Annotated in this window: 23 protein-coding genes, 1 tRNA gene and 1 pseudogene; 8 read left to right on the top strand and 17 right to left on the bottom strand. The window is 67.4% G+C overall.

Features of this window, described 5'->3' with window-relative positions; all coding sequences use genetic code 11:
• Positions 1-9: 9 nt before the first annotated feature.
• Together ACT9TC_RS15815 and ACT9TC_RS15810 are read left to right on the top strand one after the other, a co-directional pair.
• Entirely contained in the window at positions 10-723 is a 714-nt protein-coding gene (locus ACT9TC_RS15815; RefSeq protein ID WP_458041391.1) for an SOS response-associated peptidase, read from the top strand.
• 217 nt (positions 724-940) lie between these two features.
• A complete protein-coding gene (locus ACT9TC_RS15810; RefSeq protein WP_458041390.1) occupies positions 941-2,395 on the top strand; it encodes a DUF222 domain-containing protein in 1,455 nt (484 codons plus the stop codon).
• Between the two features lie 154 nt (positions 2,396-2,549).
• On the opposite strand, the gene ACT9TC_RS15805 is transcribed toward ACT9TC_RS15810, so the two are convergent.
• Complete coding sequence (locus ACT9TC_RS15805; protein WP_458042960.1) at positions 2,550-3,830, bottom strand: glycoside hydrolase family 3 N-terminal domain-containing protein; 1,281 nt, start codon at positions 3,828-3,830, stop codon at positions 2,550-2,552.
• Between the two features lie 82 nt (positions 3,831-3,912).
• On the opposite strand from ACT9TC_RS15805, the pseudogene ACT9TC_RS15800 reads away from it, so the two are divergent.
• Together ACT9TC_RS15800 and ACT9TC_RS15795 are read left to right on the top strand one after the other, a co-directional pair.
• Positions 3,913-4,038: pseudogene (locus ACT9TC_RS15800) on the top strand (DUF2510 domain-containing protein); the annotation flags it as partial.
• Positions 4,039-4,158: 120 nt separating this feature from the next.
• The gene (locus ACT9TC_RS15795; protein ID WP_458042959.1) at positions 4,159-4,635 is read left to right on the top strand and encodes a DUF805 domain-containing protein; all 477 of its coding nucleotides are present in this window, start codon (positions 4,159-4,161) and stop codon (positions 4,633-4,635) included.
• Positions 4,636-4,671: 36 nt separating this feature from the next.
• Here ACT9TC_RS15795 and ACT9TC_RS15790 read toward each other — a convergent pair whose 3' ends face one another.
• From ACT9TC_RS15790 to ACT9TC_RS15780, 3 genes are all read right to left on the bottom strand, one after another.
• On the bottom strand, positions 4,672-5,754 hold the full coding sequence (locus ACT9TC_RS15790) for a zinc-binding metallopeptidase family protein (protein ID WP_458041389.1): 1,083 nt from the start codon (positions 5,752-5,754) through the stop codon (positions 4,672-4,674).
• Positions 5,755-5,856: 102 nt separating this feature from the next.
• Complete coding sequence (locus ACT9TC_RS15785; protein WP_458041388.1) at positions 5,857-7,389, bottom strand: polysaccharide deacetylase family protein; 1,533 nt, start codon at positions 7,387-7,389, stop codon at positions 5,857-5,859.
• A complete protein-coding gene (locus ACT9TC_RS15780) occupies positions 7,386-7,919 on the bottom strand; it encodes a hypothetical protein (protein WP_458041387.1) in 534 nt (177 codons plus the stop codon). The genes ACT9TC_RS15785 and ACT9TC_RS15780 overlap by 4 nt, the downstream gene beginning before the upstream one ends.
• A 193-nt stretch (positions 7,920-8,112) precedes the next feature.
• On the opposite strand from ACT9TC_RS15780, the gene ACT9TC_RS15775 reads away from it, so the two are divergent.
• Positions 8,113-8,463, top strand: a complete 351-nt coding sequence (locus ACT9TC_RS15775; protein WP_458041386.1) for a hypothetical protein — start codon at positions 8,113-8,115, stop codon at positions 8,461-8,463.
• Positions 8,460-9,389, top strand: coding sequence for a hypothetical protein (locus ACT9TC_RS15770; RefSeq protein ID WP_458041385.1), 930 nt, complete (start codon positions 8,460-8,462; stop codon positions 9,387-9,389). Before ACT9TC_RS15775 ends, ACT9TC_RS15770 begins: the two co-directional genes overlap by 4 nt.
• Before the next feature lie 144 nt (positions 9,390-9,533).
• Here the strand turns inward: ACT9TC_RS15770 and budA are convergent, their stop codons facing one another.
• From budA to rplU, 12 genes are all read right to left on the bottom strand, one after another.
• Positions 9,534-10,259: an acetolactate decarboxylase gene (gene budA / locus ACT9TC_RS15765; RefSeq protein ID WP_458041384.1), complete on the bottom strand. Its 726-nt coding sequence runs from the start codon at positions 10,257-10,259 to the stop codon at positions 9,534-9,536.
• A gap of 58 nt (positions 10,260-10,317) precedes the next feature.
• Positions 10,318-10,503, bottom strand: coding sequence for a DUF2945 domain-containing protein (locus ACT9TC_RS15760; RefSeq protein ID WP_458041383.1), 186 nt, complete (start codon positions 10,501-10,503; stop codon positions 10,318-10,320).
• A gap of 167 nt (positions 10,504-10,670) precedes the next feature.
• A tRNA-Ala gene (locus tag ACT9TC_RS15755) sits at positions 10,671-10,743 on the bottom strand.
• A 103-nt stretch (positions 10,744-10,846) separates the two neighbouring features.
• Positions 10,847-11,230: a ribosome silencing factor gene (gene rsfS, locus ACT9TC_RS15750; protein WP_458041382.1), complete on the bottom strand. Its 384-nt coding sequence runs from the start codon at positions 11,228-11,230 to the stop codon at positions 10,847-10,849.
• Entirely contained in the window at positions 11,230-12,312 is a 1,083-nt protein-coding gene (locus tag ACT9TC_RS15745; RefSeq protein ID WP_458041381.1) for a hypothetical protein, read from the bottom strand. Before ACT9TC_RS15745 ends, rsfS begins: the two co-directional genes overlap by 1 nt.
• Positions 12,309-12,911, bottom strand: coding sequence for a nicotinate-nucleotide adenylyltransferase (gene nadD, locus ACT9TC_RS15740; protein WP_458041380.1), 603 nt, complete (start codon positions 12,909-12,911; stop codon positions 12,309-12,311). The genes ACT9TC_RS15745 and nadD overlap by 4 nt, the downstream gene beginning before the upstream one ends.
• 7 nt (positions 12,912-12,918) lie before the next feature.
• Positions 12,919-13,158: a hypothetical protein gene (locus ACT9TC_RS15735; protein ID WP_458041379.1), complete on the bottom strand. Its 240-nt coding sequence runs from the start codon at positions 13,156-13,158 to the stop codon at positions 12,919-12,921.
• Positions 13,159-13,204: 46 nt separating this feature from the next.
• A complete protein-coding gene (locus ACT9TC_RS15730) occupies positions 13,205-14,431 on the bottom strand; it encodes a glutamate-5-semialdehyde dehydrogenase (protein WP_458042958.1) in 1,227 nt (408 codons plus the stop codon).
• Positions 14,432-14,520: 89 nt separating this feature from the next.
• Positions 14,521-15,420: a glutamate 5-kinase gene (gene proB, locus ACT9TC_RS15725; RefSeq protein WP_458041378.1), complete on the bottom strand. Its 900-nt coding sequence runs from the start codon at positions 15,418-15,420 to the stop codon at positions 14,521-14,523.
• Positions 15,417-16,931, bottom strand: coding sequence for a GTPase ObgE (gene obgE / locus ACT9TC_RS15720; protein ID WP_458041377.1), 1,515 nt, complete (start codon positions 16,929-16,931; stop codon positions 15,417-15,419). Before obgE ends, proB begins: the two co-directional genes overlap by 4 nt.
• An 82-nt stretch (positions 16,932-17,013) precedes the next feature.
• The gene (gene rpmA / locus ACT9TC_RS15715) at positions 17,014-17,271 is read right to left on the bottom strand and encodes a 50S ribosomal protein L27 (RefSeq protein ID WP_304689720.1); all 258 of its coding nucleotides are present in this window, start codon (positions 17,269-17,271) and stop codon (positions 17,014-17,016) included.
• 16 nt (positions 17,272-17,287) lie between these two features.
• Complete coding sequence (gene rplU, locus ACT9TC_RS15710) at positions 17,288-17,596, bottom strand: 50S ribosomal protein L21 (protein ID WP_198517648.1); 309 nt, start codon at positions 17,594-17,596, stop codon at positions 17,288-17,290.
• 234 nt (positions 17,597-17,830) lie between these two features.
• Here rplU and ACT9TC_RS15705 point away from each other — a divergent pair, with 234 nt between their 5' ends.
• Positions 17,831-18,109: a DUF4031 domain-containing protein gene (locus ACT9TC_RS15705; protein WP_458041376.1), complete on the top strand. Its 279-nt coding sequence runs from the start codon at positions 17,831-17,833 to the stop codon at positions 18,107-18,109.
• Positions 18,110-18,208: 99 nt separating this feature from the next.
• Here ACT9TC_RS15705 and ACT9TC_RS15700 read toward each other — a convergent pair whose 3' ends face one another.
• Positions 18,209-20,875 carry an Rne/Rng family ribonuclease gene (locus tag ACT9TC_RS15700; protein WP_458041375.1) on the bottom strand — a complete coding sequence of 889 codons (2,667 nt, stop codon included), beginning with the start codon at positions 20,873-20,875 and terminating at the stop codon, positions 18,209-18,211.
• Between the two features lie 317 nt (positions 20,876-21,192).
• Between ACT9TC_RS15700 and ACT9TC_RS15695 the strand changes: the two genes are divergently transcribed.
• On the top strand, positions 21,193-21,798 hold the full coding sequence (locus ACT9TC_RS15695; RefSeq protein WP_458041374.1) for a vitamin K epoxide reductase family protein: 606 nt from the start codon (positions 21,193-21,195) through the stop codon (positions 21,796-21,798).
• Positions 21,799-21,837: the final 39 nt, after the last annotated feature.

Below are 21,837 nucleotides of genomic sequence, written 5' to 3'. Positions count from 1 at the left end.
GTTTGAGGCATGTGCGGACGCTTCGTGGTGACCAGACCTCCGGCCGATCTGACGGCCCTGCTCGATGTCGACACGGTGGCCGAAGACCTGCCCGCACCGTCGTTCAACATCGCTCCCACCGACCGGGCGGCTATCGTCCTCGACTCGGCAAAGACGGACCCTCCGACCCGACGCCTCGAGGCCGCGCGCTGGGGCCTCGTGCCGAGTTGGGCGAAGGATGTCTCGATCGGGTCGCGCGCGTTCAACGCGCGCTCCGAGGAGATCGAGGACAAGCCGATGTTCCGTGGTGCGCTCGAGAAGCGTCGCGCGATCGTGCCGACCTCGGGCTATTACGAGTGGAAGACGACCGACGACGGCAAAGAGCCGCACTACATCCACCCGGCGGACGAGTCGCCCCTGCTCATGGCGGGGCTCTACGAGTGGTGGAAGAACCCCGCCGCTGCGGACGACGACCCGGCGCGCTGGGTGCTCAGCTTCACGATTCTGACGCGCGATTCGATCGGCGACCTCGGTTCGATCCACGACCGGATGCCGCTGTTCGTCGACATGGACCACGCCGAGGCCTGGCTCGATACCGACACCGACAACATCGGCGACATCCTCGACGCCGCGATCGACGCCGCACCATCCGTCGCCGCGACGCTCGCCAATCATGTCGTCAGCCGGGCGGTGGGCAACGTCCGCAATAACGGGCCCGAACTCATCGAGCCGCTGGCGTCGTAATCACACGCCGCGTCGGTGATCGAGCCGTCACAGACTGCTGCATTTCGCGATCAGATAGAGCGTTTTGTGACAGGTAGTCCAGGACTCGCTGCCGCTGGGCCGGCTTGAGCGGCGCATCCCCCGTCTCGGGTTCTTCTCATGTTCTTCTCATGTGCGAAGGCCTGATCGGGGTTGTTTTCGGGGGTCGAGTGTCGGTGGTTGGTCGGATGATGTAGTCATGACCGAATCCGCAGTGAATGCCCGTCTTCGGGCTGACGCGCGGATGGACCTGTTGTTGCCGAAACTGATCGAGATCCGTGCCGCGAAAGCCCGGCTCGATGCTGAGGAAGCCCGCGCGCTGGCGGAGGCACAAACCATCGCGGCGGACTGGACCGAAGAAGCCGACACCGGTCGGGTCGGGTCGGATGCCGGTTTCCCGCACCGGTCGATCGCGGCCGAGATCGGCGCCGCATTGCGGGTCAGCGACCGCACCGTGCAACGACAAATGGGTGAAGCCGCAACCCTCGTGCACGACTACACCGGGACATTGGAAGCACTGGATGCCGGGGTGATCTCGGCGGCGCACGTCCGGGCGATCGTCACGGCCGGGACCGTCATCGAGACGCCAGAGATGCGGGGCGAGTTCGAACAGGACGTCCTGCAGATCGCAGCGACCGAATCCGCAACCCGTTTGACGCCGTTGGCGAAGCGGCGGGCGGAATGGTACGCCGACACCACGTTCGAACAACGCCACCGCCGCGCCGTCGAAGACCGCACCGTCTGGGTCACCGACCTCGACGACGGCATGGCTGAGCTTCGCGCGATCCTCCCCGCCGTCATCGCCCACGGCGTTCACGACCGCCTCAGCGAAATGGCACGAACCGTCATTGATGCACGCCGCGTCGAAACTGGCGCGGGCGACGGGTCCGCGGGCACGACTACCGACGCAGGCGGATGCGGGGACGACGGGCCCACGGACTCACCTGATGTCCGCACGACGGACCAGATCCGAGCCGACATCCTCGGCGACCTGCTCCTCACCGCCGCACCCACCGGCCACACCGACCTCGGAGCGATCCGCGCCACCGTCCAGATCACCGTCCCGGTCATGTCGCTCATCGAGAAGCGCATCACCGACCCCTACGAGAGCGCATTCCTCGTCGGACACTCCCCCGTCGATCCCGAAACGGCCTGCATGCTCACCGCGCAGGCACCGGGCTGGGACCGGATCCTCACACATCCGATCTCCGGCCAGGTGCTCGCCGTCGACAGATATAGACCGAGCGAGCAGCAACGAAGACACCTCACCGTCCGAGACCAACACTGTCGATTCCCCGGATGCCGCATGCCCGCCAAACGCTGCGATGTCGACCACACCATCGACCACGCCCACGGCGGCCAAACAGACGTCTGCAACCTCGCCTGCCTCTGCGAGAGACATCACACGCTCAAACACAACACCGCCTGGACCGTCCGACAACTCCCCGGCGGAATCCTCGAATGGACCAGCCCCACCGGCCGCATCTACATCGACACACCGGTCAGCACCATCGAATTCGCACCCGACCCCGAACACGAGATACCCAACGACCCCATCCCCGCCTCGACGACGCGGGTGCCCGAGGAACTCGACCCCGACGACATCGACTTCGACGAGCTCCAGTTCGACCCGCTCGAGCTCATCCCGTTCTGACCATCACCCGCGCCGTTCTGACCCTCACCCGCGAACAAACCCTGCTCGTTGAGCGCGCACAGCGAGACGAAACGACACCGCCGACAACCACCGTTTCGACTCGTCGCTGCCCTCCTCGCTCAACGAACGACACCCCGGTCGTTGAGCGAGCTCGTCAGCAGCCGCTGCAGGGTAGGGCGCCGGCAGTCGCCGAGCTCAGGCGCAGCGCGACGACACGTGTCGCGGCCTCGTCCAAACGCTCCGAAGACAAAGCCCCCGACGCGACGGCACCGGTGATTCCGTCGATCACCGCATTCGCACGCTCCACCGACGAATACGCTACGCCCAGCACCATGTCGTTTCCGGCGACCAGAGCCGCGACCGCATTCGCGACGGGGTCCCGATAGGCAGCGATTCCGGATGCCTCCAGCATCGCCATGTCATCCGTGATCGCAACTCCAGTGAACCCCAGTTCGTCTCGCAGAATGTCGTGCCAGGCCACCGACAGCGAAGCCGGGGCAGCATCCACCGACGTGTACGCGAGGTGCCCGAACATCACCAGCTGAGCCCCGGCGTCGATGCCCGCCTGGAACGGCAGCGCTTCGCCGGCGCGCCACGCGTCGATCGACATGTCCGTGGAAGGAATCGTGCGGTGCGAGTCGCCCGGGGCCGCGCCGTGACCCGGAAAGTGCTTGAGCGTCGAATCGACGAAGGACGCCTCACCCGCCACCGCCTCAGCGACACGTGGGGCGGCAGCCGAGGCATCCGTCCCCAACGAGCGGCGATAGATGAAAGAGCCGGGATCGTCGGTGTAGTCCGCGACGATCCCGAAGTTGACATCGATACCGGCGCGCTCCACGAGAGAGCCGCGTCCCGAGAAAGCCGCGGTCGTCGACTCGGGCGGCGCGGACTTCAGCGTCAGCGACGACGGAAAGTCGTCCCACTTCAACCGGCGCACATCGCCGCCCTCTTGGTCGACGGCCACCAGTGCGGGCAGTGCGGGATCGAGCGAGGCTGACTGCGCGAGCGCGCGCAGCGCCGACTCGGAACCCGACACGTTCGCGCCCATCACGATGAAGCCGCCCGCGCCCGTCTGCTCCATGTACCTGCGCACGGCGGCGGGATCGGTGGAGGGCAGATGCCCCATGACGACGGCGCCGGCCTTCTGGCGCGGGCTCATCGCCGCGACGATGGCGGACGCACGCTCGGCCAGCGCCGCATCGTCGCCCGCAACGACGCGAACCCCTGCGGAAGAATCCGTCGCGGTCGGCTCCGTGGACGGTGAATCAAAGGACGCCGCGTCCGAGGACGGCGATGCGGAGGCTGCGACGAATGCGGACGCGGCAGCCGCAGCAGTCACCTCCGGCGAGGCGGCACGGGCAGCAGCCGCGGACGGTGCGACGCACAGCAGCGCGACAGCCGCCGCCACAGCGGTGAGGGTTCCGCGCCGTTGCATCACCGATCCAGCTTAGGCGTGGTGATTCGACGCGACGCGGTGCTGTTGAATAGTGGATACATCGCCACCGATTCGGAGCACCATGGCCGTCTCACCCCCGCCCGTTTCATCCCCGCCCCCCGCAGGTTGGTATCCCGACCCGGCCGACGCCCGTCAACGACGCTGGTGGGACGGACTCTCCTGGTCAAACCAGACCTCGCCCGTACCGGCGGCACCCGGGGCGCAACCACGGGCGCTGCTCCATTCCGAGTCTCCGACTCCCCCGACGCAGACAAGCATCCCGCCGTACGCGACGCCGCCGTACACAGTCGTCCCGACCGGATCAGCTGTGTCCACACGGGCGGCCCCCGGATCGATATCACCCGCATCCGTCTATCGCCCGCTCGTTCCCGGTACCGGCGGTCAGCTCGGTTCGGGATACACCCCGCCACCCCTTGGCGTGTGGCGCTCCCCCGCAGACACGCGGCCGCTCGTACGCGGCATGGGCGATGCCATCCGCGTCGTCTTCACGCGCTATGCGATGTTCGAGGGCCGAGCCACGCGCGCCGAGTTCTGGTACTTCACCCTCTTCTCCGTGCTGATCACGATCGGCCTGATGTTCCTCAGCGTCGTGCCGATCCTCGGCTACCTCTCGGGTCTCGGGTTTCTCGCCTGGGGACTCGGCATCCTGATCCCGACCCTCGCGCTCTCGGTGCGGCGCCTCCGCGACGCCGGCTTGCACTGGGCGTGGATCCTTCTGTCCCTGGTGCCCTTCGGCGGCATCGCGCTCATCGTGCTGTGGTGCCAGCCCTCGAAGTACCCCTGAGCAAGCCGCGCCCTCCGACAAACCGTTCTGCCGAGCTCAGGTCCGCTCGGTATCCCGCGGCAGCGCCAAGGCGATCTGCTCGGGCAACGTGAGCGGCGCCTTCGTGACGATGTCGTGCACGAACGCGAGCTTGTGGCGCACGGGCCCGACCAGTTCGAACGGGTACAGGTCCGCCGAACCCATCGAGCGGTTGATGCGGTTGAACGCCTGACTCATCCAGTCCCAGTCGGTCAATAGGCGCTGGATCGGTTCGTCCCGGTAGCTTTCCAAGGGTTCGACATCGGTGTCGCGGTTCGTCACGCCCGCGTCGAGGTTGATGCCGATCGCCGCCGCCGTCTGCAAGGTGCCGGTGATGTGGAGGTAGTGGGCGAACGTCTCCGCGAAGTCCTCCCACGGATGCATCGTGGCGTACTCCGAGATGAACGACGCGCTCCACCCCTCGGGCGCGCCGCGCGAGTAGTGGCGAGCGATCGCGTCCTGGTAGCTGGCGCGCTCGTCTCCGAACAGTGCCCGGCATCGATCCCAGGCCGCGTCGTCCGACAACAGAACGTTCTGGAAGTAGTGGCCGACCTCGTGCCGCAGGTGACCGAGCATCGTGCGGTACGGCTCGCCGAGCCGCACGCGCAAGGCTTCGCGTCGGTCATCAAGGCTCTCGGCCAAGTCGATCGTGATGATGCCGTTGGCGTGTCCGATCACGACTCGCTCGCCGGACGACAGACTCGAGACGAGATCGAACCCGAGGCCGCCCTTATTCACATCCCACGGCACGATCGGCAGCCCGAGCTCACCCAGCTGCAGAATCAGGCGCCGCTTGGCCTCCTCGGTCTTCCCGAGCTTTTCGAGGGCGATGGTGTCGTTGCTGTCCGGCTGGCGACGGGTGAGGCGACACGAGAAGCACGTGCCCGCTGGAGCATCCTCTCGCACCAGCCAATTGCAGCCCCAGCCGCGATTCGAGCAGGTGTACCAGGTCACGCCCTCGATCACGGCGCGACCCTGACGGATGCCGTAGAACGAGCGGTCGAGCAAGTTGAAGCCCAGTTCACCCTCGCAGTTGGGGCACGTCAACGTGCCGAGAAAGACGAAGTGGCGACAGTGCGGACAGCGCGGGGCAGAGCTCACGTGTTCACCGTAGCGCCCGCGCCAGGCCGCGAAACGGCGATCGTTAAAACGACGAGCATTGAGGCGCCAAGCATTCAAACCCGAAGGTCGCGAACGCCACGATCAGGGCGCGTACCGGACGATCCCGCCGGGAACCTGTCCGTCGAAGAGCTTCGACAGGGTCACCAGGCTGAACCCGCGATCGAGCAGGCCATCGAGCACCCCGGGCATGACCCGGCTCGTCGCACCCTGAATATCGTGCATCAGCATGATCGTGCCGACGCGTGGAGCACTCACCGCGTACGAGAGCAGGTCGACATCGGATGGCCCGGCCCAATCCCGGGTGTCGACGCTCCACAGGATCGCTGGCATGCCCGCCACACCCAGCACGCGATCATTCAGCGCGCCGTACGGCGGGCGGAATGTCGAGACGGCCTGACCCGAAAGCGAGCGCAGCAGGTCGCCGGTGGACTGCAGCTCGGCCGCGATCCGCTCGTCCGCGAGAGTCGTCAGATCCGGATGATTCCAGGTGTGGTTACCGATCTCGTGCCCCTCGGCCGAAACCCGCCGCACGGTGTCGGGTCTGTTCTGGGCATTGCGTCCGAGCATGAAGAACGTCGCCGACGAGTGCCGATCACGGAGAGCGTCGAGGATGCCGTCGGTCAGCCCACTCGGACCGTCATCCAAGGTGAGGGCCATGCACGGGACGAGATCACAGGGCGTTCGGTCAAACGCCGCACCCGCCGTCGCCGGCCCGAAAAAAGGTCCCTGGGCGTCTGCGATGACGCGTCCGAAGTCTGTGAGCGCCGGATCGTAGGACTCCCGCGGCAGCGACACCCAGACCGGATGCTCCGCATCGGGCGTCTGCCAACCCGCGAGCCCCTCGAGTTCAGGCGCCGTGAAACCCACCGGCAGCGGCACGATCAGTTCGCCACCCACGAATGAGACGTCCTGCAGCGCACGCGCGAGCGATGCGCGTTGCTCCGCCGACGGCTGCCCGACAGCGATCAGGCTCAGTCCCCCCGCGGCGCGCCGAGCGACCGACACGACGTCCTCCCAGAGCACATCGGTCTCACCGATCAGCGCCGCTCCGTCGTCCACGGCGCCGGTCGCAACATCCGTGTACACCGTCGTGATCTGGTCCATCTCGAGGGCCGTGGCGGAGCCGCGCACGACTCGGAGGCGCTGGCCGAAGGTCGACCCGGCCGCGTGCACGATCTCGCACACCACGACCGTGTGCGAGTCGGTCGAGGCGCCGAGCAACTCGGCAGCGGGAAGCGCCGTGACACCGGCCACACACCCGCGCTCACGGAGCGCAGCCTCGACGCCGAACACCTGCGGTTCGTATGCGACACCGACCGCCGCGGACTGCTCGCCGATCGCGGTCCGCACCGCCGCTTCGATTCTCTCGTTCAACGGCTGCGCGCCGGGAAGGTACGCCCAACGCGCCTCCACCCGCACCGCGTCGTTACGGATCCGCTGCGACGCGAGCGCGATGCCCGCGGGATCCACCGGTGGCGGTGGAGCCGTCAGCATCCGTCCCACAATCGGCCACTGGGCGGGTGTCCACGACGGATCGGTGTCGGGTGCACACGCCGACAGGCCGATGACTCCCGCGGCGACGAGCACCGAGGTTAGGAGCTTCCGACGGGTCACCCCGTCACCCGCCGCTCCGCCACGTCGATCTCAGCGAGGAGTTCGGCGAGTTCGGCGTCATACCCTTGGCGCGGACCCGACACGAAAGTCAGCAGGGCGTCGCCCGACACCACGACGCCGACGATGAGCTCGCCGTCCGTTGTGTTCGCGTGCAGCAGTTCCCGGCCGGCGACCGTCCGCTCGCGGCTGAGGGTATCGAGCGGTCGTGGGGAGATGTCCCCGAGAGCCACCACGGGGTCGCCGTCATCACGGACCGCCAGATCGACCTGCATCCGACCGTCGGGGCTCGTGAGTGTCACCCGGGACTCATCGGCGAACGTGGGCCGCATCGCCCAGCCGGCGGGCACGGGCACGGATGCCTCGACGCTCTCACCCCGAATCGTCGTCGTGGTGTCTTCTCCCGCGACGAGCGTCGTGGCCGCGACCCAGATCGGCGGCAGAAGAGCAACGACGGCGACACCGAGCATCGCCGTAACGACAGCCGTCAACACGACGACGCCGAGCGCGCGTTGTACGGAGCCTGTCGCCACGTCGAAATCCTCTCGAACCGCCGGACCGTTGGCGGGTAAGCGCGCCGGACACGCGTCGAGAGTTCGGGTGTTGTGCCAAGCCGCCGCGCCTCCCCGTTTCCGGCGATTGTCCGACCTAGACTCCGGATCGGGGAGCATCAACCGGCGAAATCCGGTCGATCAGGGGCAAGAAAAGGTCACGAGGAGGGGAATCGTGTTCCAGCAGACGAAGGACAGGCGCCTAGCGCAGACGTCCCCGTCCACGCGCCCGCACGATCACGAAAACGGTCGTGAACGGCGCCGCGCACGGGGCCGTCGACTCGTCGCGCTGCTCACCGCCGTAGCCGTCGTGTGCACGCTCGTGGCGTTCGGGATCGGAGTGACGGCTCAGACGAGGGCGGAAGCACGTCTGATCGAGCTCGATGAGCGCATCACCCTGCTGCAGCTGCGCCTCCAAGATCACCTCGACCAGGTCGACAAACTCACCGCTCGCGCGGCCGATCGCCAGGCGCAGAACGACGACGCGCGGGCCGCACTGGGATCCACGGAAGGGTTCCTCGAGTGAGGGCATCGTCATGGACGCTGGTCGTGGTGTCAGGCATCGCGGTCTTCACCATCACGCTCGGCACGATCAAAGTCGCCGAGCTGAACGGCGTGGCCGATATTCGCGAGTCACGGATGCTCGCTCTCGAAACACAGATCACCGATGCCGCGGCGTCCCTGACCGCGCTCCGCACCACGATCGATGAAGAGAACACCGAAGCATCCGCCCTGTCCGAAGCGGCGGCCGCGCGGGTCGCCTTCGTCGACGCGATCGCCGCGCTGCGCACGGCCCTCGACACGGCCGCGAACAAGGTCGACGTCGAATCACAGCGCCAGGCCGCGCTCGATGCGCAGGCGACCGTGACTGCGGCGCCCGCCGAGGCCAGCACCTATGCAGAACCGACCGCGGCCGTCCAGCGCGCCACGAGCGAGGTGGACGCGAAGGTCAAGGCGTACGAGGCTGAGCAGCGCCGTAAGGCCGCGGAGGCGGCAGCGCGGTCGTATTCGGCTGCCGTGACGCGTGGCACGGGTTCGTCACCCTCGACGGGTGGTGGTAGCGCCGGATGGTTCGCCGAGATGCGCGCGATTCTGAACAACGTCGGCGGTGGTGGGTACGCGCTCGTCGAATACGACGGGAACTGCGGCGGGGTGACGGCTCCTGCGTGTGCCAGCAGCAGCGGCACGATCATGGTGTCGTCCGCGGTCGCGAACTGGCCCTACGTGACAAAGGTCTGGGGCATGACGCACGAACTCGCGCACCAGTACCAGTTCCGCGTGTGGAAGCAGATGACGGCGTCGCCGTCGTACCAGACCCTGTTCAACAAGAACCCCGAGTTGCTGGCGAACTGCATGGCCGCCGCCCGCGGGGCGACGCAGGCTTCGGGTGGGTGCGGACCGGCGCAGCTCGGCTGGGCCGCGGGTATCTGGCAGGGCATCGTCGCCGGTTGAGCCGGGTCGAACGAGCGCCGCAACGCAACGCCCGCCGCCGACCGTTGAGAAAGCGAGTCGAAACGCACCGAACGGACGCAACACGCCGCTCCACATACGGCCGGAACGGCGTGTCGCGTCCGCTCGTGAGCGCGGTCCTCAGAGTCAGCCCGCGGCGCCACCCTCGATGGCGACGATGCGGTGGTCGGCGTCGTGGGTCAGCTCAGTCCGCAAAAACAGGTCGTCGATGGGCAGATGCAGGTCGAGCCGCGCGAACGCCGCGATGCGCAACTCACCCGCACCGACCGTGACATCCAGCACATGACCGCCGTCCATCCGGTCCTCAGCCAAGAAGTGCAGGTGCAGACCCGCAACGGCGATGCCCTGGTAGATCCGCGGCGCCCAGAACCCGACCAGGGTCCCCGTCCGCTCGGCCAACACCGTCTCGACCTGCTCACGGGTGACCTCCGTCAGCGGCGGAAGCGGATGGTGCTGCCGCGGCGTCACCCGCACGCGCACCGAGGTCACGACGCCGTCGAACCGCACCGTGTGAAACAGGTTCCGACTCAGGAGCTTTCCCTCGACGTGCGAGGTCAACCCCGCAAGATCGAGATTGTCGATCTGCGTCGCAGCCACATCCGGAAACGGCGCGACATCGACGAACGGCAGGATGTCGGTCTCCGCCATCTGCGTCGGCGCACCATCCACGGTGCACTCGTACGCCCGCCCATCGACGATCACCACCTCGCCGCCGAGCCGGTCGCAGCATCCGATCCCGAAGTCACCCGCGCGTAGCGCATCGGCCACCGGCATCCCCGTCTCGTAGGCACCCGCCAACAGTGCGTCGAGTACGGCGAACTGCGTCACGGCATCGTGCGAGAGGAGGGTCACAGCACCGACGCTATCGCGGGCACCATCAGCAGACTCGCCCGCGCCACCCCACAGGGCGTCAGCTCTTCAGCTTCCGCAGAGCGGAGCGTTTGTGCGCGGCCTGTTTTCCGCTCTTCTCAGATTCGACGATGTACGCCGGCTCGTCGGATGTCGCAGTGAAATGTTGCCCGGCGAACTGGAAGTCGCTCGTCTTTGGTTCCACGACAGTTCCGCGGGTGCGTCCCTGCGGCGTGTCCCAGCTCACGCGGTCACCTACCGACAATTCCTCCGCCACGTTTGCCCCTCGCTCCCGGTCGCCTGTGCTTCATCGTCCCAAAGCGAAGCTGAACCAGGCCGGGGCCTGACGGGACATCCACACGTATGTCGGTGAAACAACAAACGCCCCGCGAAGGGGCGCTTGCCGAAATTCTGTGGACCTGAGGGGACTCGAACCCCTGACCCCCTGCATGCCATGCAGGTGCGCTACCAGCTGCGCCACAGGCCCAAACACTGCCCCGAACGAGCCGAGGCAACCCCGCCAGATTACTACATCCGCGGCGCCCACTCGAATCGAGACGGATGCCGCGAACGACCAGCGACCAAGAGGCCTATTCGGCCGCTGCGGCGGCCGGGGTGGGGAGCTCGATCGGAATGACCGGGCAGTCCTTCCACAGACGCTCGAGCCCGTAGTACACACGCTCCTGCTCGTGGAAGACGTGCACGACGAGGTCACCGAAGTCGAGCAGAACCCAGCGCCCCTCCTGGCGGCCCTCCCGACGCAGGCGCTTCACGCCCGCCTCATGAAGTGCGTCTTCGATCTCGTCGGCGATCGCGCCGACGTTCCGCTCGTTGCGCCCCGTGACGATCAGGAAGGCATCGACGAGCGGAAGCGGGCCCGAGACATCCAGAGCGACCAGATCCTCGCCACCCTTGGCATCGGCGACGGCCGACGCGATCTGCACGAGTTCACGTGCGCGGTCAGTTGCGGGCATTAGAGAGCACCATTCACGAAAGCGAGGATGAGGACGCCCACGAGTGCGAGCGCCAGAACGCCCGCCGTGATCGCCAGGGAGAAGAGGAGTCGGCCGCCCTTTTCGGGCGCCGGCGGACGGATGATCTCGCCCGTGCCGCGCACGGTACTGATCGCGGCGCTCGCGGCGATAGGGGTCGGCGATGACGAAGCGGGCAGCTCACCATCGATGAGAACCGAATCGATGTCCTTACCGTCCGTTGAACGCGGGTCGCCACCGGCGGACCCGAGCCCGTCGGGCAGATGGAACGTGCCCGTGATGAGCACCTCACCGGTCGCATTCACGGGGCCGGACAGCAGGGGCATGTTGGGCGTCTGCGACAGGATCAACGCGCTCGACGCACCGATTGCACCCGTCGACGACGAGTTCCGCACGATGAGCTCGTCGAACGAAGCAGGCAGCTTCGTCGAGATCTCCTCATCCTTCAGCAAGTGCGCACCGAACTGCGGGTCGACCGTCGCGGCGGGCGCGGCATCGATACCGCGAGCGTGGTCGCCGTCGCGCGAGGTGCCTTCGCGGGAAGAATCGGACGCCTCGGCATCCAGGGCCTTCGCCGCCTCCGCCTTCTTCGCGGCCGCTCTCTTGCCACCGGACTTCTTGTCATCCGACTTCTTGTCGTCGGCCTTGCCGCCCTGCACCGCGGGCTCGGCAACCACAGCTCCGGAGGCGACGGGTGCCGAGAACGGCGTGTACCGCGCCGCGGCGGGCTCGCCGAGCGCCGACACAGGCATCTGTGCGGCGATGACGTCGGGCGTGATGACCGGGACGGACGCCGTGCGGATGCGCTCCTGTTCGCGCGCCTGGCGGCGGGTCAGAGGCGAGACGCCCAGATCGACGTGGGCGTCGGGCATCGGCGCCGGCGGGGTGAAGGCGGGGGTTGCCGCACGCGCGAGCGGGGCGGCGGGTGGCGGAGTGGCCGCGACGTACGTGTCTTCTTCGATCTCTTCGTCCGCGCTCGACGCCTCGTTCTGAACGGGAAGTGACCCGGTCGCGTGCAGTTCGCGGAGCTTCTTCCGCGTCAGCGGCTGCTCGGGTGTGCTCATGCGTTGCTCCGATAGAGATGATGCTTGCTGATGTACTGGACGACCCCGTCAGGAACGAGATACCACACCGGGTCACCCCGGTGGACTCGCTCGCGACAGTCCGTCGACGAAATCGCGAGTGCCGGAATCTCGAGTTGACTCACGACCTCACTCGGAAGTCCCCCGGTGTCCAGGACGTGTCCGGGGCGACTCACGGCGACGAAGTGCGCGAGGTTCCACAGCTCATCATGGTCCCTCCAACTGAGAATCTGCGCTACCGCGTCCGCGCCTGAGATGAAAAAAAGGTCGGCATCGGGGCGCAGCTTCCGAAGATCCCGCAATGTGTCGATCGTGTAGGTCGGACCACCGCGATCGATATCGACGCGGCTGACCGTGAATCCCGGGTTCGAAGCCGTCGCGATAACGGTCATCAGGTAACGATGTTCGCTATCGCTGACCTTCTGCTTCTGCCAGGGCGTTCCCGTCGGCACGAAGATGACCTCGTCGAGGTCGAGGTGACTGGCGACCTCGCTGGCGGCGACCAGGTGACCGTGGTGGATGGGGTCGAACGTGCCGCCCATCACCCCGATCCGGGGCCGCTCCCCTGCGTCCGTCGTCATGCCCGACCTAGTGGCCGCTCGCCGTCCCGTGCTCGACTGCCGCGTTTTCCGTCGGCGTGCCGTGGCTCTGGGCGAACGCCTGGGCCTTGCCTGCGTGGCGGTTGGCCACGTCGCGATAAGAGAAGACCACGAGAGCGAGCGCTGCGAACACGACCAGCGCGATGACGAAGAAACCCACCGTCTCCAGCGCGACGTTGCCTTGTTGACCCTCTTCGGCCGCGGCCAAGATCGTCGTGACAAGCGTCATTCTCATGCTCCGTTCGGGTGTGGGCGTGAGTCCCCAGTCTAGAGAACTATCGGCGGGTCTGCCCGGCGCCGCGCGCGAGCCATTTGGTGCTGGTCAGCTCGGGCAGGCCCATCGGGCCCCGCGCGTGCAACTTCTGGGTCGAGATGCCGACCTCGGCACCGAACCCGAACTCCCCGCCGTCGGTGAAACGCGTGGATGCGTTGGCCATCACAACCGCAGCGTCCACCTCGGCCAGGAACCGCTCGGCGTGAGCCTCGTCGTCCGTGATGATCGACTCGGTGTGTCCGGTCGAGTGCTCACGGATGTGGGCGAGCGCGTCGTCCAGGTGGTCGACAACACGGATCGAGACATCGAGAGTGCCGTACTCGGTCGACCAGTCCTCGTCGGTCGCCGGGACGACATCCGAAATCAGGGAAGCAGTTCGCTCGTCGCCGTGCACCGTCACACCCTGCTCCTGGAGCGCCAGAGCCACGGTGGGCAACACGCGCTCAGCGGCCGACCCCACGACCAGCACGGTCTCGACGGCGTTGCAGACGCTCGGGCGCTGCACCTTGGCGTTCACGACGATGTCGCGGGCCCACTCGAGCCGTGCCGACTCGTCGAGCACGATGTGCACCACGCCGGCACCGGTCTCGATGACGGGAACGGATGACTCGGTCACCACGGTCTCGATCAGCTGGGCGCTGCCCCGAGGCACCAGGACATCCACGAGCCCGCGCGCCTGCATGAGCTCACGAGCACCCTCACGTCCGAAGTCGTCGACGGTCTGGATGGCTTCCGCATCGATGCCCCGGTCGGCGAGGGCCGTGCGCATGATGTCGACGAGCGCGGCGTTGGACTTCTCGGCAGCCGACCCGCCGCGCAGCACGACGGCGTTGCCGGAGCGGAGCGCCAGCGCCGCAATGTCGACCGTGACGTTGGGCCGAGCCTCGTAGATCGACCCGACGACACCGAACGGCACACTGACCTTCTGTAACACGACACCGTTCGGCAGCACCCGCTCATCGAGCAGGCGACCGACGGGGTCTGGCAGTTCGGCCACGGCGCGCACGGCCTCGGCGAGGGCGGCTACGCGCGGAGCATCCAATCGCAGTCGATCCTGCAGCGACTCCGACAGGCCCGTCGCGCGCCCGCGCGCCAGGTCCTCGTCGTTCGCAGCGATGATGCGATCGGATGCCTCGTCGATGGCGTGCGCGATCGCGCGAAGCATGCCCGCTTTGTCCCCATCGCCGAGGAGCCCAATACTGCGGGAGGCCGACTTCGCCAGACGCATCCGATCGCGGGCTGTCGTTTCGCCCCACGTATCCGCAGAAGACTCATCGCCAGGGATGCTCGACGTAGCGCTGGGGGCGGTGCTGGTCATCAGCCCAGTGTATCGGCGGGCTCGCCGCTGCCGGCGGGGGCATCAGCGGCCGCAGCGGGGAGGTTTGCGCTCGTCGACGCTGTGCGAACGGGCCCGGTCGGGGTGACGGGGGTCGCCCGCGGGTCGGGTTCGAACCAGGTTCCGATGGGGGCCCCGCCGAGCGCATCCGCGACGCGTGCGGCGCTCGTCACCAGCACCCCGACGCCGGCTGCTGTGGCGAGACGTGCCGCCGAGACCTTCGTGGCCGCTCCGCCGGTGCCGACACTGTTGACGACGACGGATCCGAACTCGTAGCCGCTCATGTCGTCGCCGAACGTCACGCGCTCGATCGGACGTGCGCCGGGTTGGCCGGGCGGCCGCGTGTAGAGGTTCTCGATATCGCTGAGCAGGACGAGCGCGTCAGCGCCGATCAGTTCGGCGACGAGGGCCGCGAGGCGGTCGTTGTCGCCGAATCGGATCTCGTGGGTGGCGACGGTGTCGTTCTCGTTCACGATCGGCAGGATGCGTAGGCCCAGGAGTCTCTCCATCGCCCGGCGCGCGTTCGAGCGCGGCGTGGAGTTTTCGAGGTCACCGGCGGTCAAGAGAACCTGGCCCGCCAGCACACCGAAGCGGTCGAGGCTCGTCTGGTAGCGCCACATGAGGACGTTCTGCCCGACGGCGGCCGCTGCCTGCTGCGTCGCGAGATCCGTGGGCCGGCCCTCGAGGTTCAAGAGCGGCAATGCGGTCGCGATGGCACCGGACGAGACCAGCACGACCTCGGTACCTCGAGCGTGAACATCGGCGAGGGCCGAGACGATGGCATCGATCGTCGCGGCCTGATCGCCGCTGATCGACGACGAACCGACCTTGACGACGATCCGCCTAGCGGCGGCGATATCGGCGCGGTGCAGGGTGCTCACGCGTCCCCCTCGACCTCGCCACGTTCCACGGCGGCGAGCCGCTGCACCTCGAACTCGGCACGGGCGTCTGCCTTGGCATCCATCCGCTCGTGGTAGCGCTCGCGGCGCTGCGACGTGGTGCGACGCGTGTTCATGTCGAGACGCGGGTCCATGCCGCGCGGGGCGGTCATGAGTTCGGCCGCGGAGCTCAGCGTCGGCTGCCAGTCGAAGACGACACCGTCACCCTCGCCGATGACGACGGTCGAGCCCGGCTCGGCCCCAGCACGGACAAGGCCGTCTTCGACGCCCAGCTTGGCCAAGCGATCGGCCAGGTAGCCCACGGCCTCTTCGTTCTGGAAGTCCGTCTGCTGAACCCAGCGCACGGGCTTATCGCCCAGCACGCGATAGAGGTTGCCGTAGGTGCCACCCTCGACACGGATCGTGTAGTCCTTCTCTTTGTCCGCGCGCGGCCGCAGGACGATGCGCTCGGGCGCCGGCTTCGCGGCCAGCTCGGCGCGATGTTCGGCGACGACCTCGCCCAGGGCGAAGGTCATTTCACGCAGACCCTCGTGCGCGACGGTGGAGATCTCGAACACGCGGTAGCCGCGCGACTCGAGCTCGGGCCGCACGAACTCGGCCAGCTCGCGACCCTCGGGCACGTCGATCTTGTTGAGCGCGATCAACTGCGGACGCTCGAGGAGGGGCAGCTGGTCTTCGGGCACGGGATACGCGCCCAGTTCCGCGAGAATCACGTCGAGGTCTGACAGCGGGTCGCGGCCCGGCTCGAGCGTCGCGCAGTCGAGCACGTGTACGAGCGCGGTGCAGCGCTCGACGTGACGGAGGAATTCGAGACCGAGACCGCGGCCTTCGCTGGCGCCTTCGATCAGACCGGGCACGTCGGCCACGGTGAAGCGCACCTCGCCCGCCTGAACGACACCGAGATTCGGATGCAGCGTCGTGAACGGGTAGTCGGCGATCTTGGGCCGTGCGGCAGAAATTGCGGCGATCAGGCTGGACTTGCCCGCCGACGGAAAACCGACGAGCGCCACGTCGGCGACGACCTTGAGCTCGAGAAGGACATCGCCCTCCCACCCGGGGGTGCCGAGCAGCGCAAAACCGGGCGCCTTGCGCTTGGGCGAGGCGAGGGCCGCGTTTCCGAGACCACCGATACCACCGGGCGCCACGACGAATCGCGTGCCGGGCTCGACCATGTCGATGAGGAGCTGGCCCGCGGCATCCTTCACCACGGTTCCGACGGGAACCGGAAGTTCGACGTCTTCGCCCGCGGCGCCCTGGCGCAGATCGCCGGCCCCGAACGCACCGTTGTTCGACGTGCGGTGCGGCGAGTGGTGGTACGACAGCAGCGTCGTGACCTGCGGGTCGGCGACGAGGACGATGTCGCCACCGTTGCCGCCGCTCGCGCCATCCGGTCCCGCGAGAGGCTTGAACTTCTCGCGACGAACCGAGACACAGCCGTTTCCGCCCTTGCCGGCACGCAGGTGGAGCGTCACCCGGTCAACGAATGAGACCATCGTGCACTCCTTTCACAAAATGGTCAGGGGGCGAGCCGAAGCCCGCCCCCTGACCGAAAACCACATTGCGGTTGTCGCGCTGTTACTCCGCTGCGACGACGATGTTGACGACCTTGCGGCCGCCCTTCTTGCCGAACTCGACCGAACCGGCCTGCAACGCGAACAGCGTGTCGTCGCCACCGCGACCCACGCCGGCGCCCGGGTGGAAGTGCGTTCCACGCTGGCGGACGATGATCTCGCCGGCGCTGACGACCTGGCCGCCGAAGCGCTTGACGCCCAGCCGCTGGGAGTTGGAGTCGCGACCGTTACGGGTGGAGCTTGCGCCCTTTTTGTGTGCCATCTCGAATCTCCCGCGCTTACTTGATGCCGGTTACCTTGACGCGCGTGAGGTCCTGACGGTGCCCCTGGCGCTTCTTGTAACCGGTCTTGTTCTTGAACTTCTGGATGATGATCTTGGGGCCGCGCAGCTCACCGAGAACCTCGGCGGTGACGGTCACCTGAGCCAGCTTGTCGGCGTCGGTGGTGACGTTGTCTCCGTCGACCAGGAGCACCGCGGGCAGCTCGATCTTGTCGCCGAGCTTGGCCTTCTGGCGATCGAGCACGACGATCGTGCCGACCTCGACCTTCTCCTGGCGGCCACCGGCGCGCACTACTGCGTAAACCACTTCACACCTGTTTCTCTGGGGAACCTTGTAGTTCCAAATGTCACGGAAGTCTTTGCTCCGCGGGGCACGGTATCCCGTGAGATTCCGTACTACCCGTGGTGCGGTGCGGAAGCTTCGCTCTGATCGTGCCGCGCGCAAAGCGGCAGCACGTGACGCACCAAGGGTCGAGTCTACCCGACGGAACCGGATGCGGCAAAAGCATCCACCCCGCGCGTCGCGGCATAAGATCTGCGAATGGCCATCCTGATCGACACGGCGCGATGGCCGGCCCACGGAAGACTGTGGGCGCACCTCATCAGCGACGACAACCTCGACGAGCTGCATGCCTTCGCCGCCGCCCAGAACATCCCCCGCCGCGGGTTCGATCTCGACCACTACGACGTTCCCGAAGAAGCTGTCGAACGACTCATCGCCGCCGGTGCACGCCAGGTAACGGCGCGCGAGCTCGTCTACGCGCTCCGTAACTCCGGGCTGCGCGTCACGGCGCGCGAGCGGCGCTCGCCCGGGCATTGAGCGAGCGGAAGCGGAACACGCTGAGGTGCGTTTCGTCTCGCTAGCGCTCGCTCAACGAACGGTGTCGGTCATTGAGCGAGCGGCAGCGAGTTCGGATGCCTACTCGTCAGCGCTCGGCATGGTGACGGGCGTGCCCGTCACGATCCCGGTCGACACACGACGACGCTGACGTCCCTGACCCGGAGCCTTCGGCTCGGGCAGAGCCTGCAGCACAGAGTCGAGCAGCTGGTCCTTCTCGGATTTCGGCGCGGCCGAACGCTGTTCGGACCGTTGGTCGCCTCGCTCGCCCCCGCGCTCAGCGCGGTCGCCGCGCTGTTCCGGACGCTTGCGGCGCTTCTTCCGCTCGCCGTCGCCGACCGGAGCGACAGGGCCCTCGGGCAGGACGATCTCGAGCGACTCGAGAGTCTCGATGGTCTCGCGCACTTCCTCGACCGTTGCGACGGCGGTGGCCGGCGCATCCGTCGACTCTGCTTCGGGTGCGGCGCCCAAGGTCGACGCGGCGATCTGGGCGAGGGCCGACTTGACGCCCTCGGTGATCACGTGGGTTCCACCGTTGCCGCCGTTGCCGTTGCCGCCGTTGTTGGACCCGTTGTTGCCACCGCGCGGACGACGGTTCGACCCGCCGTTGCTGGACGGCGCGGACGACGACGAGCGGTGCTTGACGACGGGGTCATGGTGCACGATCACACCGCGGCCCGCACAGACCTCGCAGTTCTCGCTGAACGTCTCGAGCAGGCCGAGCCCCAGCTTCTTACGGGTCATCTGCACGAGGCCGAGCGAGGTGACCTCGGCGACCTGGTGCTTCGTGCGGTCACGGCTCAGGCACTCCACGAGGCGTCGCAGCACGAGGTCGCGGTTGGACTCGAGCACCATGTCGATGAAGTCGACGACGATGATGCCGCCGATGTCGCGCAGCCGCAGCTGGCGAACGATCTCTTCGGCAGCCTCGAGGTTGTTCTTCGTGACGGTCTCTTCGAGGTTTCCCCCCGAGCCGACGAACTTGCCGGTGTTGACGTCGACGACCGTCATCGCTTCGGTGCGGTCGATCACGAGCGAACCGCCCGAGGGCAGCCAGACCTTGCGGTCCAGGGCCTTCTCGATCTGCTCCGTCACCCGGAACTCATCGAACGGATCGCGGTCGCCCTCGTACGGCTGAATGCGCTCCAGCAGGTCCGGGGCGACGGATTCGAGGTAACCCTCGATGGTCCGCTGCGCCTCTTCGCCCTGGATGAGCATCTTCGTGAAGTCTTCATTGAAGACATCCCGCACGATCTTGACCAAGAGGTCGGGCTCCGAGTGCAGCAGAGCAGGCGCCTGCACGTTCTCGAGCTGCGACGAGATGTGCTCCCACTGGCTCGTGAGGCGCTGCACGTCGCGCGTGAGCTGGTCTTCCGTCGCGCCCTCGGCCGCAGTGCGGACGATGACACCGGATGACTCGGGCAGGACTTCCTTGAGGATGCGCTTGAGGCGCGCCCGCTCGGTGTCGGGGAGCTTCCGCGAGATGCCGTTCATCGACCCCGCCGGCACGTACACGAGGTAGCGGCCCGGCAGCGAAATCTGGCTCGTCAGACGGGCGCCCTTGTGGCCGACCGGATCCTTCGTGACCTGGACGAGAACGCGATCGCCGGACTTCAGAGCGAGCTCGATACGACGCGGCTGGTTGCCCGTCTCGACGGCATCCCAGTCGACCTCGCCGGAGTACAGCACGGCGTTGCGTCCGCGACCGATGTCGACGAACGCGGCCTCCATGCTGGGCAGCACGTTCTGCACGCGACCGAGGTAGACGTTGCCGATAAGCGACGCGTCCTGGTTACGGGCGACGTAGTGCTCGACGAGAACCTTGTCCTCGAGCACGGCGATCTGGATGCGCCCGTTCTTGGAACGCACGATCATGTCTCGGTCGACGGCCTCACGGCGGGCGAGGAATTCGGCCTCGGTGACGACGGTACGACGCCGACCGGCCTCGCGGCCGTCGCGCCGACGCTGCTTCTTGGCCTCGAGGCGCGTCGAGCCTTTGATGCGCTGCGGCTCGGTGATGACCTCGACGGCGCGGGGCTGACGCACCCGGACGACCGTGGATGCATCCTGCGGCTCGTTGGTCTCTTCGCCCGCACGGCGGCGGTTGCGCCGACGCGACGAGCCCTGGGACTCGCGGGGGTTGCGCTCGTCAGGCTCGTCCCGCTCGGGGCGCTCGTCCCGCTCGGGGCGCTCGTCCCGACCTGTCGGGGCCGCGGGAAGCGGCACGATCTCGGGCGCATAGAACTTGAGCTGGGTCGAGACCTGCGACACGAAGACCTCGGGGAGCAGTCCCAGCGCTACCGCAGTGGGAATAGTCGGCTGGGGCGCGGACTCCGGCTCGGGCGCGGACTCAGGCTGCGCTCGAGCCTCGGATGCTTCCGCCGCGGGAGCTTCGGACTCAGGCGCCGACGCCTCGGGCTCTGCGGGCTCAGCCTCGGGCTCAGCGGGCTCAGCCTGGGGCGCCGCGGGCTCAGCCGCAGACGACTCTGGCTCGACAGAAGGCTCCTCGGTCTGCGGGGCGGCCTCTTCGGTCGCGGGCGCTGCTTCGTCGAGCGACGGAGCAGCCTCGGGCTCAGAAGAGGCACCCTCGGGCTCAGAAGAGGCACCCTCGGGCTCAGAAGAGGCACCTTCGGGCTCAGAAGGGGCACCCTCGCTCTGCGGGGCGTCCTCCACGCGCGTCAACGGCGGTTCGGCCGGTGACGCTTCCTGAAGGTCGTTGCGGTCATTGTCATTGTTGTCATCAGCCATCGCTGGCGCACTCCCTGCCGGGCGACATCCGCGCGTCACCTGGCGAAATCTCGTGCAGCACCGCACCTGCGGTGCCGCGAACTCACTCGGTCTGCAGCAGGCCCGTGGCTCGTGCTGCGAAGGGCGATCATCGCCCGAAGTCTTCGTCGATACCCGTCCGGCGCGGCCGGCGAGGCATCTAGATCTCATTATCGCATCATCCGGGGGCGAATGTCCGCCCCGCGCCGCGCGCGACGCCCTCGTGTCACGATTCACGCGTCCTTCTGTCCGGCTGTGCCCACGCCGTTCCCGCAGACTCCGGTGTCATAATCCGATGCATGGCAACGCCCTCCCAGACGCACACCCGACCCGTCGCCCTCGCGGTCTGGCTCATCATTGCGGGCGTAATCGGCTGGTGGGCCGCGTTTCAACTGACGCTCGAACGCATCCATCTGCTCGCCGACCCGAACGCGTCGCTGTCGTGCGACTTCAGCGTCCTCGTGCAGTGCCGCGCCAACCTCGAGTCATGGCAGGGCATGGTGTTTGGGTTCCCGAACCCGCTGATCGGACTCGGCGCATGGGTTGCGCCCATCGTCGTCGGCGTCGCCATCCTCGCCCGCGCACGCTTCGCGCGCTGGTTCTGGTGGTTGTTCGAGGTCGGGATGATTTTCGCGATCGGCTTCGTCATCTGGCTGATCGGCCAGAGCATCTACGTTCTCGGCACGCTCTGCCCGTGGTGCATGGTGACCTGGCTCGTGACGATCCCGACGTTCTTCGCCGTGACGCTGCACATCTTCCGGTCCGGGATCGTGCCCGTGCCGTCCGGGGTACGCAAGGCTGCCGACACGTTGATGGGATGGGTGCCGCTGATGGCAGTCGTCAGCTACGCGATCGTCGCGATCCTGGCGCAGCTGCGCCTCGACGTGCTGAACAACCTGTTCTGAGCGCAGTATCCGCGTTTCGACTCGCCGACGCTCGCTCAA

Source organism: Microbacterium sp. HM-570, assembly GCF_054165885.1.
The sequence above is the reverse complement of the archived record's forward strand: the minus strand, read 5'-3'. Positions and strand labels throughout refer to the sequence as shown.

What these genes read in the sequence shown, in the direction of transcription:
- rsfS (WP_458041382.1), bottom strand. Translation starts at nt 11,230, where the DNA reads ATGCCCGCAACTGACCGCGCACGTGAACTCGTGCAGATCGCGTCGGCC.
- nadD (WP_458041380.1), bottom strand. Translation starts at nt 12,911, where the DNA reads ATGACGACGGACGCAGGGGAGCGGCCCCGGATCGGGGTGATGGGCGGC.
- ACT9TC_RS15730 (WP_458042958.1), bottom strand. Translation starts at nt 14,431, where the DNA reads ATGCGTCTGGCGAAGTCGGCCTCCCGCAGTATTGGGCTCCTCGGCGAT.
- ACT9TC_RS15700 (WP_458041375.1), bottom strand. Translation starts at nt 20,875, where the DNA reads ATGGCTGATGACAACAATGACAATGACCGCAACGACCTTCAGGAAGCG.
- ACT9TC_RS15810 (WP_458041390.1), top strand. Translation starts at nt 941, where the DNA reads ATGACCGAATCCGCAGTGAATGCCCGTCTTCGGGCTGACGCGCGGATG.
- ACT9TC_RS15745 (WP_458041381.1), bottom strand. Translation starts at nt 12,312, where the DNA reads ATGAGCACACCCGAGCAGCCGCTGACGCGGAAGAAGCTCCGCGAACTG.
- ACT9TC_RS15815 (WP_458041391.1), top strand. Translation starts at nt 10, where the DNA reads ATGTGCGGACGCTTCGTGGTGACCAGACCTCCGGCCGATCTGACGGCC.
- rpmA (WP_304689720.1), bottom strand. Translation starts at nt 17,271, where the DNA reads ATGGCACACAAAAAGGGCGCAAGCTCCACCCGTAACGGTCGCGACTCC.
- ACT9TC_RS15805 (WP_458042960.1), bottom strand. Translation starts at nt 3,830, where the DNA reads ATGCAACGGCGCGGAACCCTCACCGCTGTGGCGGCGGCTGTCGCGCTG.
- ACT9TC_RS15695 (WP_458041374.1), top strand. Translation starts at nt 21,193, where the DNA reads ATGGCAACGCCCTCCCAGACGCACACCCGACCCGTCGCCCTCGCGGTC.
- ACT9TC_RS15705 (WP_458041376.1), top strand. Translation starts at nt 17,831, where the DNA reads ATGGCCATCCTGATCGACACGGCGCGATGGCCGGCCCACGGAAGACTG.
- ACT9TC_RS15735 (WP_458041379.1), bottom strand. Translation starts at nt 13,158, where the DNA reads ATGACGCTTGTCACGACGATCTTGGCCGCGGCCGAAGAGGGTCAACAA.
- obgE (WP_458041377.1), bottom strand. Translation starts at nt 16,931, where the DNA reads ATGGTCTCATTCGTTGACCGGGTGACGCTCCACCTGCGTGCCGGCAAG.